The 16,782-nt window shown below is 42.8% G+C and carries 16 protein-coding genes and 1 pseudogene; 4 read left to right on the top strand and 13 right to left on the bottom strand.

Annotated elements, in window-relative coordinates; translation table 11 throughout:
* Positions 1-109: 109 nt before the first annotated feature.
* Both mutS and gloB read left to right on the top strand, forming a co-directional pair.
* Positions 110-2,761, top strand: coding sequence for a DNA mismatch repair protein MutS (mutS, locus tag N39L_RS13700; protein ID WP_006617985.1), 2,652 nt, complete (start codon positions 110-112; stop codon positions 2,759-2,761).
* 400 nt (positions 2,762-3,161) lie between these two features.
* Positions 3,162-3,932 carry a hydroxyacylglutathione hydrolase gene (gene gloB / locus N39L_RS13695; protein WP_006617984.1) on the top strand — a complete coding sequence of 257 codons (771 nt, stop codon included), beginning with the start codon at positions 3,162-3,164 and terminating at the stop codon, positions 3,930-3,932.
* 118 nt (positions 3,933-4,050) lie between these two features.
* Here the strand turns inward: gloB and N39L_RS13690 are convergent, their stop codons facing one another.
* Together N39L_RS13690 and N39L_RS13685 are read right to left on the bottom strand one after the other, a co-directional pair.
* A complete protein-coding gene (locus N39L_RS13690; protein ID WP_006617983.1) occupies positions 4,051-4,611 on the bottom strand; it encodes a cyclic nucleotide-binding domain-containing protein in 561 nt (186 codons plus the stop codon).
* A 110-nt stretch (positions 4,612-4,721) separates the two neighbouring features.
* The gene (locus N39L_RS13685; RefSeq protein WP_006617982.1) at positions 4,722-5,321 is read right to left on the bottom strand and encodes an alpha/beta fold hydrolase; all 600 of its coding nucleotides are present in this window, start codon (positions 5,319-5,321) and stop codon (positions 4,722-4,724) included.
* Positions 5,322-5,518: 197 nt separating this feature from the next.
* Here N39L_RS13685 and N39L_RS13680 point away from each other — a divergent pair, with 197 nt between their 5' ends.
* Both N39L_RS13680 and N39L_RS13675 read left to right on the top strand, forming a co-directional pair.
* Entirely contained in the window at positions 5,519-7,000 is a 1,482-nt protein-coding gene (locus N39L_RS13680) for a BCD family MFS transporter (RefSeq protein ID WP_014275494.1), read from the top strand.
* A gap of 311 nt (positions 7,001-7,311) precedes the next feature.
* A pseudogene (locus N39L_RS13675) lies at positions 7,312-8,207 on the top strand (IS630 family transposase).
* 346 nt (positions 8,208-8,553) lie between these two features.
* Here N39L_RS13675 and N39L_RS13670 read toward each other — a convergent pair.
* The 11 genes from N39L_RS13670 to N39L_RS13620 all read right to left on the bottom strand — a co-directional run bounded on the left by N39L_RS13670 (position 8,554) and on the right by N39L_RS13620 (position 16,752).
* Positions 8,554-8,790, bottom strand: coding sequence for a hypothetical protein (locus tag N39L_RS13670; protein WP_014275463.1), 237 nt, complete (start codon positions 8,788-8,790; stop codon positions 8,554-8,556).
* Positions 8,791-9,185: 395 nt separating this feature from the next.
* Positions 9,186-9,503 (bottom strand): hypothetical protein, encoded by a 318-nt coding sequence (locus tag N39L_RS13665; RefSeq protein ID WP_014275462.1) that lies wholly within the window; start codon positions 9,501-9,503, stop codon positions 9,186-9,188.
* A 1-nt stretch (position 9,504) separates the two neighbouring features.
* A complete protein-coding gene (locus tag N39L_RS13660; protein ID WP_014275490.1) occupies positions 9,505-9,924 on the bottom strand; it encodes a hypothetical protein in 420 nt (139 codons plus the stop codon).
* A 3-nt stretch (positions 9,925-9,927) separates the two neighbouring features.
* Positions 9,928-10,281, bottom strand: coding sequence for a hypothetical protein (locus N39L_RS13655; protein WP_006615726.1), 354 nt, complete (start codon positions 10,279-10,281; stop codon positions 9,928-9,930).
* Between the two features lie 21 nt (positions 10,282-10,302).
* Positions 10,303-10,671 carry a hypothetical protein gene (locus N39L_RS13650; protein ID WP_014275489.1) on the bottom strand — a complete coding sequence of 123 codons (369 nt, stop codon included), beginning with the start codon at positions 10,669-10,671 and terminating at the stop codon, positions 10,303-10,305.
* Between the two features lie 146 nt (positions 10,672-10,817).
* Positions 10,818-12,017 (bottom strand): hypothetical protein, encoded by a 1,200-nt coding sequence (locus N39L_RS13645; protein ID WP_014275488.1) that lies wholly within the window; start codon positions 12,015-12,017, stop codon positions 10,818-10,820.
* Positions 12,018-12,044: 27 nt separating this feature from the next.
* Positions 12,045-13,019 (bottom strand): hypothetical protein, encoded by a 975-nt coding sequence (locus N39L_RS13640; RefSeq protein WP_014275487.1) that lies wholly within the window; start codon positions 13,017-13,019, stop codon positions 12,045-12,047.
* A gap of 4 nt (positions 13,020-13,023) precedes the next feature.
* Positions 13,024-13,464, bottom strand: a complete 441-nt coding sequence (locus N39L_RS13635; protein ID WP_014275486.1) for a hypothetical protein — start codon at positions 13,462-13,464, stop codon at positions 13,024-13,026.
* 2 nt (positions 13,465-13,466) lie between these two features.
* Positions 13,467-15,311 carry a hypothetical protein gene (locus N39L_RS13630; RefSeq protein WP_014275485.1) on the bottom strand — a complete coding sequence of 615 codons (1,845 nt, stop codon included), beginning with the start codon at positions 15,309-15,311 and terminating at the stop codon, positions 13,467-13,469.
* Positions 15,308-15,880, bottom strand: a complete 573-nt coding sequence (locus N39L_RS13625; protein ID WP_014275484.1) for a hypothetical protein — start codon at positions 15,878-15,880, stop codon at positions 15,308-15,310. Before N39L_RS13625 ends, N39L_RS13630 begins: the two co-directional genes overlap by 4 nt.
* On the bottom strand, positions 15,877-16,752 hold the full coding sequence (locus tag N39L_RS13620) for a hypothetical protein (RefSeq protein WP_014274803.1): 876 nt from the start codon (positions 16,750-16,752) through the stop codon (positions 15,877-15,879). Before N39L_RS13620 ends, N39L_RS13625 begins: the two co-directional genes overlap by 4 nt.
* Positions 16,753-16,782: the final 30 nt, after the last annotated feature.

Genomic DNA, 16,782 nt, shown 5'->3' with positions numbered 1-16,782 from the left:
GCCTTTGCTCTGGTTAGGGCTATGGTTGGGGTGTCTTTCGCCTTGATGCAGGTACTATGATAATCTGTGTGTTGCTAGTTCCGGTGTTAAGAGTTCCTTAAAATTGCTTATGACTGTTTCCCCTAGTGGCTCGGAATCTTTACCTAATAATGCGGACTACCGACAATTGGATCGCTCTCAACTGTCGGAGATGATGCAGCGATACATTGAGGTTAAAGACCAATATCCCCATGCTTTACTGTTTTTTCGGGTGGGGGATTTCTTTGAGTGTTTTTTTCAGGATGCCATCACAATTTCTCAGGAATTGGAGTTGGTTCAAACTACTAAATCGGCAGGAAAGGAAATTGGTCGGGTCCCCATGACTGGCGTGCCTTTTGAGCACGTTTACCGCTATAGCAATATGTTGCTGGAAAAGGGCTATCCGGTGGTGATTTGTGATCAGGTGGAAGATGCGGCGATCGCTGCTAAAGAACGACGACAGGTTAAGCGAGAAATTACCCGCATTTTGACTCCCGGAACTTTGACTGATGACCAAATGCTGCGGGGTCGCCAGAATAATTTTTTGGCGGCGGTGGTCATAGCTGGAGACCACTGGGGTCTGGCTTATGCTGATGTGTCAACGGGAGAGTTTTTGGCTACTCAATCTCAGAATTTGGAACATTTGACTCAGGAATTGATGCGGTTACAACCTTCGGAAATATTGTTCCCTACTCATGCGCCTGATTTAGGTAAAATGTTACGACCAGGACAGAAAAGTGAGAGTTTGCCTGATTGTTTGCCTGCGGACTTTTGCTATTCTTTGCGATCCCAAATCCCTTTTACTTTGGGGGAAGCTAGGTCGCGAATTTTAGAAGAGTTTAAATTGCGATCGCTTGAAGGTATTGGTTGTGAAAATTTGCCCCTAGGAGTGAGAGCAGCAGGGGGATTATTGGAATATTTAGAGGAAACCCAGAAACAAAATGTGGTGCCTTTACAACAGTTACATAGTTATACTCTCAGTGATTATCTGATTTTAGATTATCAAACTCGCCGTAATTTGGAAATTACTAAAACCATTCGTGATGGCACTTTGCAGGGGTCTTTATTATGGGCAATAGATAAAACTTCTACGGCTATGGGGGCTCGTGCTTTACGCCGTTGGTTGCTGCAACCTTTGCTGAGTATTAAGGGGATATGTTCCCGTTATGATACGATTGAAGAATTAATTAATAATGTCGAATTACGACAAGACCTTCAGCAACTATTACGGCAAATTTATGACTTGGAACGGTTGACAGGAAGGGCGGCTAATGGTAGTGCTAATGCTAAAGATTTGGTCGGTTTGGCTGATTCTTTATCGAAATTACCACAACTCGCCCAACTGTCGAAAGGGGGCAAATCTCCCTATTTGAAGGCTTTACAAAATGTGCCACCTTTGTTAGAAGAACTGGCAAAAAAAATTAATAGTTATATAGTGGAGTCTCCGCCTCTTTATTTAAAGGAAGGGGGATTAATTAAGCCGGGCGTTGATCCGCAATTGGATCAAATGCAGGCGGGGGCGGCTGAAGACCAACAATGGATTGCTAATTTGGAAATTCAGGAACGGGAACGCACGGGAATTTCTACGCTTAAAGTAGGTTTTAATAAGACTTTTGGCTACTATATTAGCATTACTAGATCTAAGTCTGATCAGGCTCCTGATGATTATATCCGTAAACAGACTCTCACCAATGAGGAGCGTTACATTACCCCAGAGTTGAAAGAAAGAGAGGCGCGAATTTTAACGGCTAAGGAAGACCTTAATCAGCTTGAATATGAAATCTTTGCTCGCTTGCGGGGGGAAGTGGGAGAACACACGGATTTAATTAGGGAGATTTCGCGGGCGATCGCCGCTATTGATGTATTATGTGGATTAGCTGAAATTGCTGTTTATCAGGGTTATTGTCGCCCGGAAATAGTCGGCGGACGGGAACTTAAAATTCTTGAAGGTAGGCATCCTGTGGTGGAAAAATCTCTACCAACTGGCTTTTTTGTGCCAAATAACGCCCACTTGGGTAGCGAAGAAGGGGGACTACAGAAGCAGAAACTTTCGCCTCCTTCGCCGCCAGATTTGATTATTTTAACAGGCCCTAATGCTAGTGGAAAAAGCTGTTATCTTCGACAGGTTGGCTTGATTCAATTAATGGCACAAATCGGCAGTTTTGTTCCGGCTACTTCTGCTCGGCTGAGTATTTGCGATCGCATTTTTACACGGGTCGGCGCTGTGGATGACTTGGCTACAGGTCAATCTACCTTTATGGTAGAAATGAATGAAACTGCTAATATTCTCAACCATGCTACTCCTAAATCATTGGTTTTGTTAGATGAAATTGGTAGGGGTACTGCCACTTTTGATGGGTTATCTATAGCTTGGTCGGTGGCGGAATATCTCGCTACTACTATTAAGGCTAGGACTATTTTTGCGACTCATTACCATGAGTTAAACGAATTGGCTTCTATTCTGGGTAATGTCGCCAATTATCAGGTCACTGTCAAGGAATTGCCAGATAAAATTATCTTTTTGCATCAAGTTCAACCCGGCGGCGCTGATAAGTCCTACGGTATCGAAGCGGGACGCTTGGCGGGGTTGCCTGATGTGGTGATTAAACGCGCTAAACAGGTGATGCGACAAATTGAAAAACACAGCAAAATTGCTATGGGTTTGCGAAAGGGTATCCAAAAGCCGCCTGCTAATACTACCAATATTCAACAGTTAAATATTTTTGACGATGACCAGGAGTAATTATGGCTAGATAATGCACATAACGGCGATTTTGTCAATAGGTCGATTGGGGGCCGTCTATAATTCCCCAAAAACTCGTGCATCGTGAATTTTAAATTTTCGCCGGAAAATATTCTATTTGGCGATAGAATGGGGATTGTAGCCTCTTTTTTGGGATATGGACACATAAACCCCTTGGATGCGATTGTTTTCATCATAGCAAAACCCCCATTATCTCGTCAAGTATTTGAGAGCCATTAGCAATAAAAATGTATTAAATCTTAACAAACTTTTAAAAAACAAAACTATTTTGGCGGAACGATTAGGATAGCTTAATTATAGTTGGTGTTGTTCTAAGGGTTTTAATAGTGTCAGAATATATTTAGATCAAAGTGTTCCCTGAGTTGTGAGAGCAAAATTAATGGACGTTTATAGACTACCAGCTTTATCAGATAACTACATATTTCTGCTGCATGACCCCGAACAGAATCAGGCGGCGGTAGTTGATCCAGCAGAAGCGGACCCGGTACTAGCAAAATTGTCGGAACTCGGTGCGGAACTGATAGCGATTTTTAATACCCATCACCACGCGGATCATGTGGGAGGAAATCGTGAATTGAGGAAGCATTTTCCCAATTTAACAGTATATGGAGGCGCAGAAGATCGTGATCGCATTCCCGGACAGGAAGTATTTTTAAAAGAAGGCGATCGCGTAGAATTTGGCGGTCGTAAAGCCGATGTATTCTTTGTTCCCGGTCATACTCGCGGTCATATTGCGTACTATTTTCCGGCTACCGATAAGGAAGGGGGGGAATTATTCTGCGGTGATACTTTATTTGCGGGGGGGTGTGGTCGCTTATTTGAAGGAACCCCTAGCCAGATGGTTAGTTCTCTGTCTAAATTGCGATCGCTACCCGATGATACACGGATCTGGTGCGCTCATGAATACACCTTAAACAACCTGAAATTTGCGCTGACAGTAGATGGTGATAATATCAGCTTACGCGATCGCTTGGAAAAAGTCACCATAGCTCGCAGTCAAAATCAACCCACTATCCCCTCATTAATAGGCGTAGAAAAGGCAACTAATCCCTTTCTACGTTGGGATGAACCCGCATTAAAGTTAGCCGTTCAAGGTAAAGATGACATCCAGACCTTTGCTAGAATCAGGGGAATGAAAGACCAGTTTTAACAGTTTCGCCTTTGGTGTTAGTAGCACTAGGTAAATGAGCAGATAATCTGTAGATGGGGTGATATTCTACCATCTACAGGTATCAAATTACCACCAATTTTCCGGGAAGATTGAGCCATCAACGCATCTGGTGTATCTTGTGAATTAACCAGTTTAGTTTAGCCTCTGCTACTATCATAAAATCTTGCATATTTTGGGTAAATTCGCAACCAAATAGTATATCTTGTTCAGGTTCAGAAGACTGATAACCCAATTGTCGAACCGTCCCGCGCATACGGTTAGCTAAACACCAACAAATCCCCTGATAAAATCTAGCTGAGAATTTAGAACTACTGCGGAGTTTGCTAGTTAGTTGATAGCGAGGAATTGCCAACAATTCCGTAGTTTCCACAGCTTCAACAGTAGCGACAGGAGCGCGGTTATCCAAAAAAGAAATTTCGCCTACTAATTCCCCTTGTGATAGATAAGCCAGGTCACGATCATGGTTATTATTAGAATGAATATATACCCTAAGTGTTCCGCTTAAAATAATATAAAGCGCGTTGATAGGTGTTCCTTCATGAATCAGTATTTCTCCTTGTTCCAAAGTCTGTAACCTACCTTGGTAAGCTACCCACCGCAGGTCATCTTCATCTAGTCCACCCAGGATAAATAGCGCCTTTTTAGATTTTTCATCCATCTTACTTTAACAACTGGTGGATTAGAGGTTGTGACAACAATATAATCAAAGGATAATGATTGATGGCAAAAAGTATCAAGCATCAGATATTGAACAGCTAGATTGGACAGCTATTTCAGAGACTTCAGAAATTGAATTAAATTTTCATGAAACTTATTCGGCGCTTTCAGATAACAAGCATGACCAGCATTTTTAAGGATCGCTTTTTGACAATTCGGCATAGTTTGAATTAAGATATCAGCCTGACTAGGCGGCACAATTTGGTCATTACTTCCCCAAATAGCCAAAGTCGGTATTTGAATACCCTCAAGTTTTTCAGCCATTTTTAAAATACCCACCGGAGCCACAGCCACAAAGCCTCGTACTGACTCATGATGTTGAATTAGAAAGGGTAAACTATATCGACCACTCATAGAAGGAGAAACAATGACCGTGTTATGTAATTGTAAATTGTCAGTTAACTTCACCAAAAATTGTACAGGTTCATCAGAGATAGTTGCCGAGGTTCCATAGCCGGGAAGATCCACAGCCACCACTCGATAATTTTGATTAGTCAATTGTTTGATGGTGCCGATTTCTTCCCAGGTTTTAGCGCGAAAACTAGCCCCATGTAATAATAAGACCGAAGGAGCATCAGGCTGACCTGCTTCTAAATAGTGAATATTTTTATTTTTCATCTGAATTGATTGAGATATAATAGGGGATTTCATAATTTCACAGAATTTACTCTTGACAGTTTCTCCAGTCTGATCATAGTCTTATCATATCCCATAGACTCCTGAACAGTCTCCCCTAGGTGAATCTAGTTAGTCCCCAAGTAAGGGTAGAAAACTATTCAGTCTAAATCACAACATTTTGCTAGGCTAGGAATGAAGAGTTAATTTGGTATCAATTTCCTATAGGTGCTATGGCAATCGACAGTTTACCTGAGTCAACACCCTCGACAGCAACAAATAAGCCACCAAAACCGAAAGTGGGTATGGTGACGATGTTCCGATTGGGTCTATTTCAAATGGGACTGGGGATTATGTCCTTGCTGACCCTGGGAGTCATTAATCGAGTAATGATTGATGAACTAAGGGTTCCAGCTCTCATGGCGACGGGTGCGATCGCTATGCACCAGTTCGTCTCTCCTAGCCGAGTGTGGTTTGGTCAACTCTCTGACGGAAAACCGATCTGGGGTCTACATCGCAGCGTTTATGTGTGGATAGGTGCGGCTCTGTTTACCACTACTTCTTTCCTGGCTATGCAGGTGACATGGCAATTGGGAACCAGTATTCAAAATTATGGTATGACAGGGATAAGCTATGTTTGGGCGGCATTATTAGCGGTAGTGTTTGCTTTGTATGGTTTAGCTCTCAGCGCCAGTTCTACCCCCTTTGCTGCTTTGTTATTTGATGTATCTGATGAAGATGACCGATCTAAACTGATCAGCATTGTCTGGTCTATGTTGATGGTGGGAATTGTAGTCGGAGCTATTATTAGTTCTAAAATTCTCAATCAGCAGGAAGTTGGCGAGATTGACCCGGTTTCTGCTAACCTACCCACCCCTGGGAGTATGGTTGATATATCCACCCTACAAGCAGCCATTAACCCCCTATTTATAATGGTTCCGACGATGGTATTTCTTCTGTGTATGGTGGCGACCTGGGGGGTAGAAAAGCGCTTTTCTCGATATAGCGATCGCTCTACTGTAGCAGACAGAGAAGACCAAATTACCCTAGGTCGTGCTTTACATATCCTCACCGCTAACCGCCAAACAGGTTGGTTTTTTACTTTCCTGTTAATTATGAGCATTAGCCTATTTATGCAGGATGCTGTACTAGAACCTTATGGGGGTGAAGTGTTTGGGATGTCAATTTCTGAAACCGCGCGATTAAATGCTTTTTTTGGGGTCGGAACTCTGGTGGGAATTGCATCTACCGGATTTTTAGTTGTCCCGCGAATTGGTAAGAAAAATACGGTCCGTTTAGGTTGTGTGGGGGTGGCGATCGCCTTAGTATTGTTTATTATGGCTGGATTTACCACTAACCCCGAAATGCTCAAGGGTTCACTGTTATTTTTTGGCTTGTTTTCTGGTATCTTAACTGCTGGCGCTATTAGTTTAATGCTAGACCTGACGGCCGCAGAAACTGCTGGAACTTTTATCGGCGCTTGGGGACTGGCTCAGGCTATGGCGCGGGGTTTAGCCACCGTATTGGGGGGAGCATTCCTAGACTTAGGTCGGTTCATATTTGAGGTTCCCGTTTTGGCTTATGGGACTGTATTTGCAACTCAGGCTGTAGGTATGATTTGCGCCATTAGTTTATTAAGCCGTGTCAATGTTCGAGAGTTTCAGGATAGCACTAAAAAAGCGATTTCTACAATTCTCGAAAGCGAATTAGATTAATCAGTCAGTTTTTGATGTTGGTAGAGAGTTGAGGCTGGTAAATACCAATACCTTAATCGTCTCTACTCATCAACGGCGAATCGTTGCTCAAAAATAAGCGGACGATGGGACTCGAACCCAAACTAAAGTCGGAAGGGGTCGAGAATGGGGTCGCCCCCATTCCCTCCCATTCAAAACCGTACTTGAGACTTTCGCCTCATACGGCTCCTGATGTGGATGCCCAATTGGTCAGTGGTACAGTGTTGACTTCACCGCTTAGTCCTTGTTCTATAGCACAAAACAGAACAGTTAGGACGTATAATGGCAAGGATATCTACAGAAGACCCAAAAGGCCAGCCCCCTACACTTACGACCTCAGACAAAAAGTTATTAATGCAATTGAACTAGACGGTATGCCCAAAACAGAAGCCAGTCAAGTTTTCCATGTCAGCCGGAACACCATTAATCTCTGGCTGCAAAGAAAAGCACAGACCGGAGACTTCCTCCCTAAACCTAATCACCGACCTGGCAATAACCACAAAATTACCGACTGGCAAAAATTCAAGGCTTTTGCCCAAGAGCATGGCCACAAAACCTCCGCTCCAATGGCTGAACTTTGGGATGACGACATCTCTCCTCGCACCATATCCAGAGCCTTGAAGAAAATTGGCTTCACCAGAAAAAAAAACTTACGGCTACCAAGAACGTGATCAGCAACAGCGAGAGGAGTTTATTGCTCAGATTGAACATATGGAGCCACAAGAAGTGGTCTACCTCGATGAAGCCGGCATGAATAGTCAGGACTCGGATTACCCTTATGGTTACTGCGAGGAAGGAAAACGCTTCGATGCCCTCAAATCAGGGAAGAGGCAGGGCAGGGTGAGCTATATGGCCGCATGGTGTTATCAACAACTCTTAGCCCCCGATCGCTTTGAGGGTTGTTGTAATCGGACAGTGTTTGAGTTGTGGTTGGAGTTCATCTTAATTCCAACACTGAAGCCAGGTCAGACTCTAGTGCTAGACAATGCAACGTTTCATAAAGGGGGACGGATTCCTGAGCTAGTGGAGGCGGCTCAATGCCGTTTGCTCTATCTACCACCTTATTCGCCAGACCTCAACAAGATAGAGAAATGTTGGTCGTGGTTGAAAGCCCGCATTCGCCATTGCACGTGAGCAGTTTGATTCTCTCGATGATGCCATGGATTCCGTTATAAAAGCTGCGTCCTAACCACCTTGACTAATGCTATAGGTCCCAACGTTTGGAGCATCTCACCAAACAAGGCAAGGAACTCAAGGTCATAAACGAAGTGTTTAGTGGGAGATTAGGGGTCGAGAATGGAGTCGCCTTCGTCCCCTCCCATTCAGAACCGTACGTGAGAGTTTTCCCTCATACGGCTCGTGGGGTGCGTCACATCCCGATAATTGGCATAGACAGGAAGCGTTTATACGAGTTAACTGACTTGGCTGGCGATCGCTTTAGTTTTTCTGTATGATGATTATGGCCATGAGTTATGGCTAGGTGATTGAACCATAACAGCTTGAGAACCTGTTATCCGTTAGGGCCACAGACAACTCTACTCCCAAGTCCTAACGGATTCTTGTGGCTTTGGCTTGATTGTGCGATCGCGTTTACTTCTTGTCCCTCGTTGTTCACTGCTAAGTATTTTGTAAATTAACTTCATTAATTCATTGTCTCTTGAGTTAACCTCTGTTATTAACTTTTGGTTCTGTTTCATTAAAGACCACACTAGAAATATCACAACCCCATCACTTCCTACCCGTAATAATTCCGGCAAAACTTCAGTCGTCATAATTTTTGTATTGATCGCCTTGTATATTTAACGGAAAATAATCCTGATTTTTGGTTAAGTATTTTTCCATGTGGTTGACGTTTATCCATATAAGTCTGTTATGCTCTTCTATTTCTCGCCTAAGCATTGATGATATTCTGTTTAGCTCTTCTCTGTTTCTGTTGACTTGTACTTTAATTATTGTGTATTGAACTGATACATACCATACCGTACTAATGAGTGAAAGTATCCAACTTATGATTATTGTGATTTTTGCGATTTCAATATCCACGGCGGAATTAACCCCTATGTTTATGTGGATTTTTAATCACACTTTACTAAGGTTGATTTAAAGGCTTTGACCAGATAATGCAGATAGAATCCGAATTATCTGGCAGCTTTAAATTTTCGGGCGATTAGATTCCTAAATTTCCAGAAATGCCAGACAATTCATATTTTAGATAGAATGTTAAGGCTCTTTCGGACCGTCTTCTTGCTAGGTTGTCCGACAGTAACTCCAAATTGTGAATTACTTCTGATCCGACCACTTCTATTTTTTCAGCTTCCGGTAATTTGTTATGTTCTTTTTGGGCTTGGTAAAAAGCCTCAACAAAACTGTAAAGCTCCACTGCTGCATCTACGTTTTCAGCTTCAGATCCCAATGATACCAGCAAGGTTTTTAAAGTTGAGTTATCTGGGAAATGGTCGATTAATTGATTAAGAGAGATGTCCATGTTAACTTACAAAAGCCTCAATTGTTACGTCAAACTTTAGATCCATTGTAGGATGATTTTCGATCCATGTTGCGTTTTTGAAAAAACGGCGGCGAACTCCCAACCTTCTAATCACCGAGGGGTTGTCTGTAAATTCTTGAACTGGTGGATAGTTAATCAGTTGCGGTTCTTCTGTAACGTATACAGTCCTTTGCCCTGTTATCCAGTCAGAATTTCCAGAATTATTAGAATAATGTCCTCTAATAAGCAGCATTGACCTATAGCCATCATAGGGATTTGTCCACCGCTCCCAATCAGTTAAAAATCTAAACCTCAATAATGAGTATTGAGTAACTGGGGAGCTGTGAATTATCCACTCTTGACTTGGCTGATAGCTTGAAGCTATCACCTCCCATGTGCCATAAGCATCCGTAAAACTCATGCTTTACTTGATAACTTGACGACGGTCTAAACCAGCCCTCAATACGGTTTTACCGTTTAGGGTCTTACCGCCACTATTATAATGATGCAAAGCAGCATTTATGTTTTCTACGTCGCAAAATACTCTATATGTAATTGGTGGCTTAGTCGTTCCATTGTTGCAGGTAATGCAAAGCCTTGCTAAAACACCGGCTCGCATTAATTCCCCAGTATCATAAACTGGCTCTTTCTTATTCGCATCAGAGACTGGACCTATTCCCAAATGTGCTACAGTGTTATCGTCATACATTACACTGCTGGCTCTAAATACTCGAACCTTAGTGTCATCTACTAATTGACACAGTTTCGTTCTAGCCATTGATATATTTTCCTTTCTCTATTAACGGTAATCAACTCGTACACGATCGCGACATGAAGTTATCACTCCCGTACCATCCCAGGCTTTACCGGGTAATATCTGGATAGCTTCAGTAACCTTGTCTGTAGGCACATAAATATCAGTGCCATGATATCTATTGTTTTTCCGGTAGTTAATTCGCATCTTCATTAAGAAGCCCTCTTGTACAGCTCTATTTGGCTTCAGCATATGTGCATTTACACCTGTTGGGTCTGTGTGGGCTGTCATTCCTAGATGTGTAGCAATGCCATCGTACCGATTAGAAAGTCTTGCCGCGACTTGAGTGGTTCCCGTTCCGCCTGGTGAGGGTGAAGTCCAGCTATAAATTTTTGAGTCATTTAGGCTTGGCATTTAAATCCTGTCTTGTTGTTTCAAAACTGCTTGCTATTACATTCATAGCAGGCATTTTTGGGGTGTGCAACAGTTACGGAAACCTATAGGGTTTCCGAGCATACAAGCAGGTTTGTTTGATCTAAAAAAATTGTTGGGGTTGTCTTCTAATCGGGATTATTGTATATGTGCCCGTTGTAGTCACAGAGTAGGATAGGCTCATTGAGCATCTCCAAAAACAATTTCGCCTCTCTAAAATAGACGTGCCCGACCGGACGGCGGCGGGGTGGTTTGATTTTGTTACCCAATATCGTCACCTCTGGTGGGGTAATAGGAAACGCTTGGGATGGATTTTGGTTGCTCGATGTAAAGACCTTTGAACTGTCAAACTCTATCTGCATCACCTGACAGATTCGTTGATAAAGATTAATCCCCTCTGAGGCACTGGTGACAAAAACGAAAGATTCCAACCCTTGGCGCTTGTCTCTATAGCTAACCGATTCCCTCCCCTTGTGGAGACGGAATTGTTGAGGTTGTAGAAAGTTCTGGACGATTCTCTGTGCCAAACTTCTGATATTAGCTTTAGTTAACAAGTCGCCAGTTCCGTTCGGGTTTTCTGTTTTTCCCACCAAACGGAATCCCACTCTTGCCTCTAATTGTCGGTAACCTTTTTCCACATCCTCGATCCGTTCCAAGAAGTACAGCACAACTTTGGGAGCGCCCCGGTAACTGATACCCGTCGAGACAGTGCTATCCATCCCATCACTGCTACCCCCACCCTCGTAGTGGATTTGTAGGATTTGCCTAATTAATTCCTTGTCGTTCCCCGTCAAGACAACTGATTTGTTCTGAGAGCGATCGGGAAAATATTCTATTGTGCGGTGAAGCCCAACATCTTTTGCTGTTTTTCGGGCTGAAGGTTTCCATTCAATGTAAGCCGGGCGAGAGCCTACCTCGTTCCTCCATCTGCTTATTGTCTCCCCATTGGAATCCTTAACATTAGATGAAGGATAGTTAGTTCTTAAATTGGGGAGTTTTGGGTTCACTCTGTAGCGCAGTTCTGGATAACCCGATGCCCAAACATCAAACCAATCCTCAAATTTTAGGTCGCTGGCATTGAGAAGATGCTCCATCATCTTCTCCATCCATCCCAGTTGAGATAACTGCAATGCCAAGGCTGACTCAGAGCCAGCCATCAGCAGTTTGTAGTCTGGGTTTTTTCTGTCTGGCTGTAGTTGGTAAACGTTCCAGTTAGGTTGTAACTCTATTCGGACTCGTTCCGGGCGTTTATCCGATAGCTTCGTGATACGCCTTTGACGAGCCATCATGATGTAAGTTTGCTGGGTAAGTCTTCCAACGTCTGCCATTGATATCCCCCCTCTCAGGTAATAAATTTATACGGGTATCCACTCCTCATAAGTTCCCTGTTCTGATAGCAAATCGCCTAGGGTTTCAAAAAATGTAGCCGCCATTGTTTCCAACCCCTCCCATTGCTGCTCATTCACCCAATCAAAATAGTCATCTTGTTTAACTTTCGCCCAAGTTTCTTCTACTTTTTCTGACACGACAAAAGGTGATTGCCCTTCCTTGCCCCAAGTATCTTCCTTGTCCAACACCCTGGCTGCTACCTTCCTGGCGTTAATGTAAGCCATAACAAACAGTGCCTTGTTAACAACCGCCTGCACCGCATACCTCAGCGAGGATAACGCATCAACCAAAGTCTCTTTAATAGTTGGGTTAATCATACATATAGCGGCGATCGCACCTTCCCGAATCCTTAAACTTGTTGCCGCTGCGCTGCCCACCTTGCCCGCCACTAAAGCCGCTAAAGACTTCCCGACTGTTTCACCGAGGGGTACATATAAAGCGTTAGCCGCTTGTTTTAACTCATCCATCATTTTCTTGTCAGATGCTGCCCAATCAAAGTTATAGGCTTGAGAAACCCCTTGGGTTAATTTGCTCATCAGTGTAGGCACTGTTACCCCTAAAAAACCGCCAACAAAAGCCGGGTGGGCTGATATTACACCTCCTGCACCCGCCGCAACAAGTCCTACAGCTTTTCCGCCAATAACCAGCACCGTCCCAGCAATTAAACCACCCGCTAAAAGCCCCGCCACTTTAGGAACCATAGGAGCCTCTAACAACCAATCTTTGAAAAAACCCCAGTTCCCTTTTTTGATGTTTTCTGCAATAGCTAAAGCTCCACCCTTGACACTACCCGCCCATTTCTTAAAATCAAAGGCTTTTAAGTTTTGAACCTGCTGGTAGAAAGTGGACGAAAAACTATTAAACCACTGGGCGGACATCGCACCGCCAGCTATAGCGGTTGAGGTCAGTTCTTTCTGGTCTATCCCTACAACATTAGACATAATCTTAACCTATATTATCAGCGTCGAATGGTAATAAGTCTTTACTTTGGCGGAACTCATTTAGGTTTTCCCTCGATGACAAATTATCGGATTTGATTTGGCGATTCATCATCAACTCAGCATTAGTCTTTAAGAGACGTGCCCGTTCCTCTCTAGTAGGAGGATTTTTGGGTTTATCTTTAAACCTCGGTTCTGTCATAGCATTATAGTAATTCATCAACCAAGAACGTTTAAACTGTTCAAAATCGCCGCCCCCAACGGCTGAAGCTACATTTAAATATTCTAAGTGTAGCCGAAAATCTAAAACCGCGATCGCTTCCTCTATTCTGTTGTTGGTATCAGTTCTTAACCCGGCTTTTTCATCTTTTTTAGATGGTGGTTTCCCACCACTACCGGAATCCCTCGGAGGGCGATTAGAACCACGGGGGGGATTTCTTTTGGTCACGATTATGTCCTCATTTTAGCCGCCATATTCAAAATTATCTCATAAAGGTCAGTGCTTTTAAACCTAAACTCATCAACCTCTATTTCATAATCATGAATCTCTAATAAATCGGGTAACATAGCTTCTGTCGTGTCTTCATCGTTTAAATCAAGTTTAGGCTCCTGACCCTTTTTACTATCCTTACCGAATCCCTTACCAGCTCCCCAGTGTTTTTTACCAAACACATTAAACTCAATCGGTAAAGTCACCACCTTCGAGATAATAGGAATTCCCAACCCGTCCAAAATCGCCGACGTTCTGTAATATAACTTAGCTAAAGTCCGATACATTCTCGTCATTATATAAGCTAGGCGAATCTGAATATTTAACCGGTTAGCACTATCACCTTTCAACTCAATCAACAGTTCAGTCTGAGCCTTTAATATAGCCCCCAGCGAGTTAAACTTTAACTCTATAGACTGGTCGCCTTTTTGGGCTTTATTCGTATCCTGAACTTTAACAGTAACCGGAGCATCAAAACCATAATTATCGATGGTTTTAAACAGGTCAGACATGATTTCCAGATAATCCTTATTTGCATGATTCCCTTTACCTTCTGGTATCATCATATTAGACGGAACCTGGAAACTCTTGTCTAACAACTTCCTGACCCCTAGGGCTTTATGTATTTCCCGAGTCATCTTAATCAAATCTTCACAACAGTTTTTGTCCATATCATCTGGTAATATTGGTAAACTTGGCGGTGGCTCTGGTTCAGATAAATTCTCTGTATAAGGCAGAGGTACCAGGTAAAGGCACCAGGATATATATCTCTGATAAAGTTGATGGCTTATATAGTTACCAGTTTCTGGTTCTATTTGGTTAAAAACTATCGGAGCCACCGCAACATTAATCTGCTGGGCTGATTTCAAATAATAAGGTGAAAGCATCGGGTATGATGTCCATACACGCTGGGGAAACCATGTAGGAGATTTCTTGATATATTCTAGTTGACTTACCGATTTAATATAATTAAAGTGTACTCCAACTTTAACATCTCTAAACCGCAGTCTATCCCAACGCCCAAAAAGCTGTCTAGTCTCCGAAACTGGCACTATTCCCATAAAAGTTATAGACTCGAACGCCCAACGTTCATTGGAAAATTCAAGGGAACTTATTAAGCTTGATTTTGTTGTTATTGTACCCTCACCCTTCGCTATAAAATTTAATCCTGCTTCCGTAAAAGTTGGAAACCACCCCCACAAAAAGAATACTTTTTTAACTAGATAGAGTTCCCCTAACTGGCGAGAATATCCAGCCGGAGGTCGAGGGATATCGAGCTTAGGAGGTCTAAGATCATTTTCATCTTCGCTTGTCTCAATTTCATCTTCCTCTGTTTCCTCGTCTTTATCATCTTCGCAAACATTTCTGGCAAAGGTAACCGTTTTCCCCCCAATAGTTACGCTCATCGATTGCTCGCATTCCCCAAGGTAAACCGAGACATTAGCATCATTGATACTGTCAATTGTTCCCCCAAAACCTTTGGGGCTTCCATCCTCGTCAAGGTCTACAAATGCGCGGGCTGTGCTGCCTATTTTTTCAGTTTTTATCCCTCTCCTAGTTCCACCATCCTGTAAATCCTCAGCTTCTATGCTTGCTTTGGGCAACATCGACCGGGCAAAATCAACCATTCCCCCAACGTCTATATCAATATCCCCGTCGTCGCGGGGAAACCTTACTCTAACTCTGGATTTATCATCCGCCTCTAATCTTTTGACCTCTCTTTCTATTACATCTACAGCTTGCCTGTAGTTGCGATTTCTAACAATGTCTTTCACCCTCCTGCTTCGCTCTTCTACCTCTCTCATGACAAAAATTCCTCATCCCAATTAATAAATAATTGCCTCCATCCCTCCTCAGACAACACCCGATTATCAGTCAGCCATTCTGGTTCCATCGCCTCGATCGCTTCCAAAGAAACCGAATTAATCGTTTCCCGTTTTTTTAGCATAAAATAAGCATTAGGCAGATACGGGCTTCTCCAAGACCTTAACATGGCAGTGACTGGCAACACTTCTAAAAAATCAAAAGTTTGGCATAGATACTCAATTCTCTCTAACCATTGCTCAACAAGAAAACGATAGTCCCCCCTACTGCTTGAATCTGTTTTAGTTGTTTGTCGATCCGTTTTCGGAAATTCATTAATTGTCCTGTATTGTATGGGAACATTAGCCAAGGCTTTTAACTCTCGAATGAAAGGAAAAGCATCAGATGGAGAACCGGGAAGCAAAAAGTGGCGCTTGTATATCACCTTTTTAGCATAAAGCATTGATGATAAATTACTATCCCACAAATTAACTGCAGCCAGTTCATATTGTCCCGCTGGTAGATGACCTAAATCCTGGGGTTTTTCACTGCTATATAAAGCTGTGGTCATTGATAATAACTCTCCATAATCAGAACAGTTGTCGTTCCCTCTTTTACTTTTGCCCATATCGCGTCAGTTGGTATAAATCCGGCTACATTACCTGGATAATAAATCTGGCCGGGTGGCATTTTGAACGGATGGCTTGTCGCGTTACTCCCCAATGTTCCAAAGCCCCAAAGGAGCTCAATTTCTCCCTGATTTTGGATTTCAAAATAAGCACGGCTTAGATTAGCGGGGGCTATTAACATGGGATTAGGGCTTACAGTGACTGTATTCATCACTGTATTAGCCGGACGTTTAGCCATCAATATTAAATCTAATTCTACTCTATATTCCCCCTCAATGTAAAGAGTGTCATAGATGCGATTGCTAGTTATTGAACCGCCCCCTAATATTCCATCGCCATAATCCTTAAAACTTACACCCAACCGGTCAAATCTACCAAATATTTTAACCTCGTTTGCTGTTAAGTAAGGATTAATTAGAGGAACATAAAACCGCCTTCCTCGATTTTGAATGATAGGACAAGCTGCCTCAATCCATGGACCTGTGGCGCTTTTCCTTCTAAGCAATTGCAGCCCAAATTTAGGATGGTTACTCTCTAATTTCATTAATTTAGCTGCTCTTTCTGCCGCCGAATCCTCTGGGTAAAATTCAGGATAAGGAGACCGGGGAAAACTTGGACACCAAACTGAGGCGGTGAGACTTTCTAGGAAAACATTAGCACGCCATAGCCATCTAGGGTCAATATTGGCAGATATTGAATTAACGGCACTAGAAACAGCCCCAAGTGTTAATGGGTCATTAACATAATTACTGGCATTACTTTGATTAATTTCAAATGAAAATGTGTCGGTTTCTGAACAGCGATTTTCTGCCATAGTTTAAGGTGTCAATAAGTATGGTTGTGC

Source organism: Limnospira platensis NIES-39 (assembly GCF_026000695.1).
GTDB lineage: Bacteria > Cyanobacteriota > Cyanobacteriia > Cyanobacteriales > Microcoleaceae > Limnospira > Limnospira platensis.
Note: the sequence above shows the minus strand (reverse complement) of the source record. Positions and strands in the feature narration are given on the sequence as shown.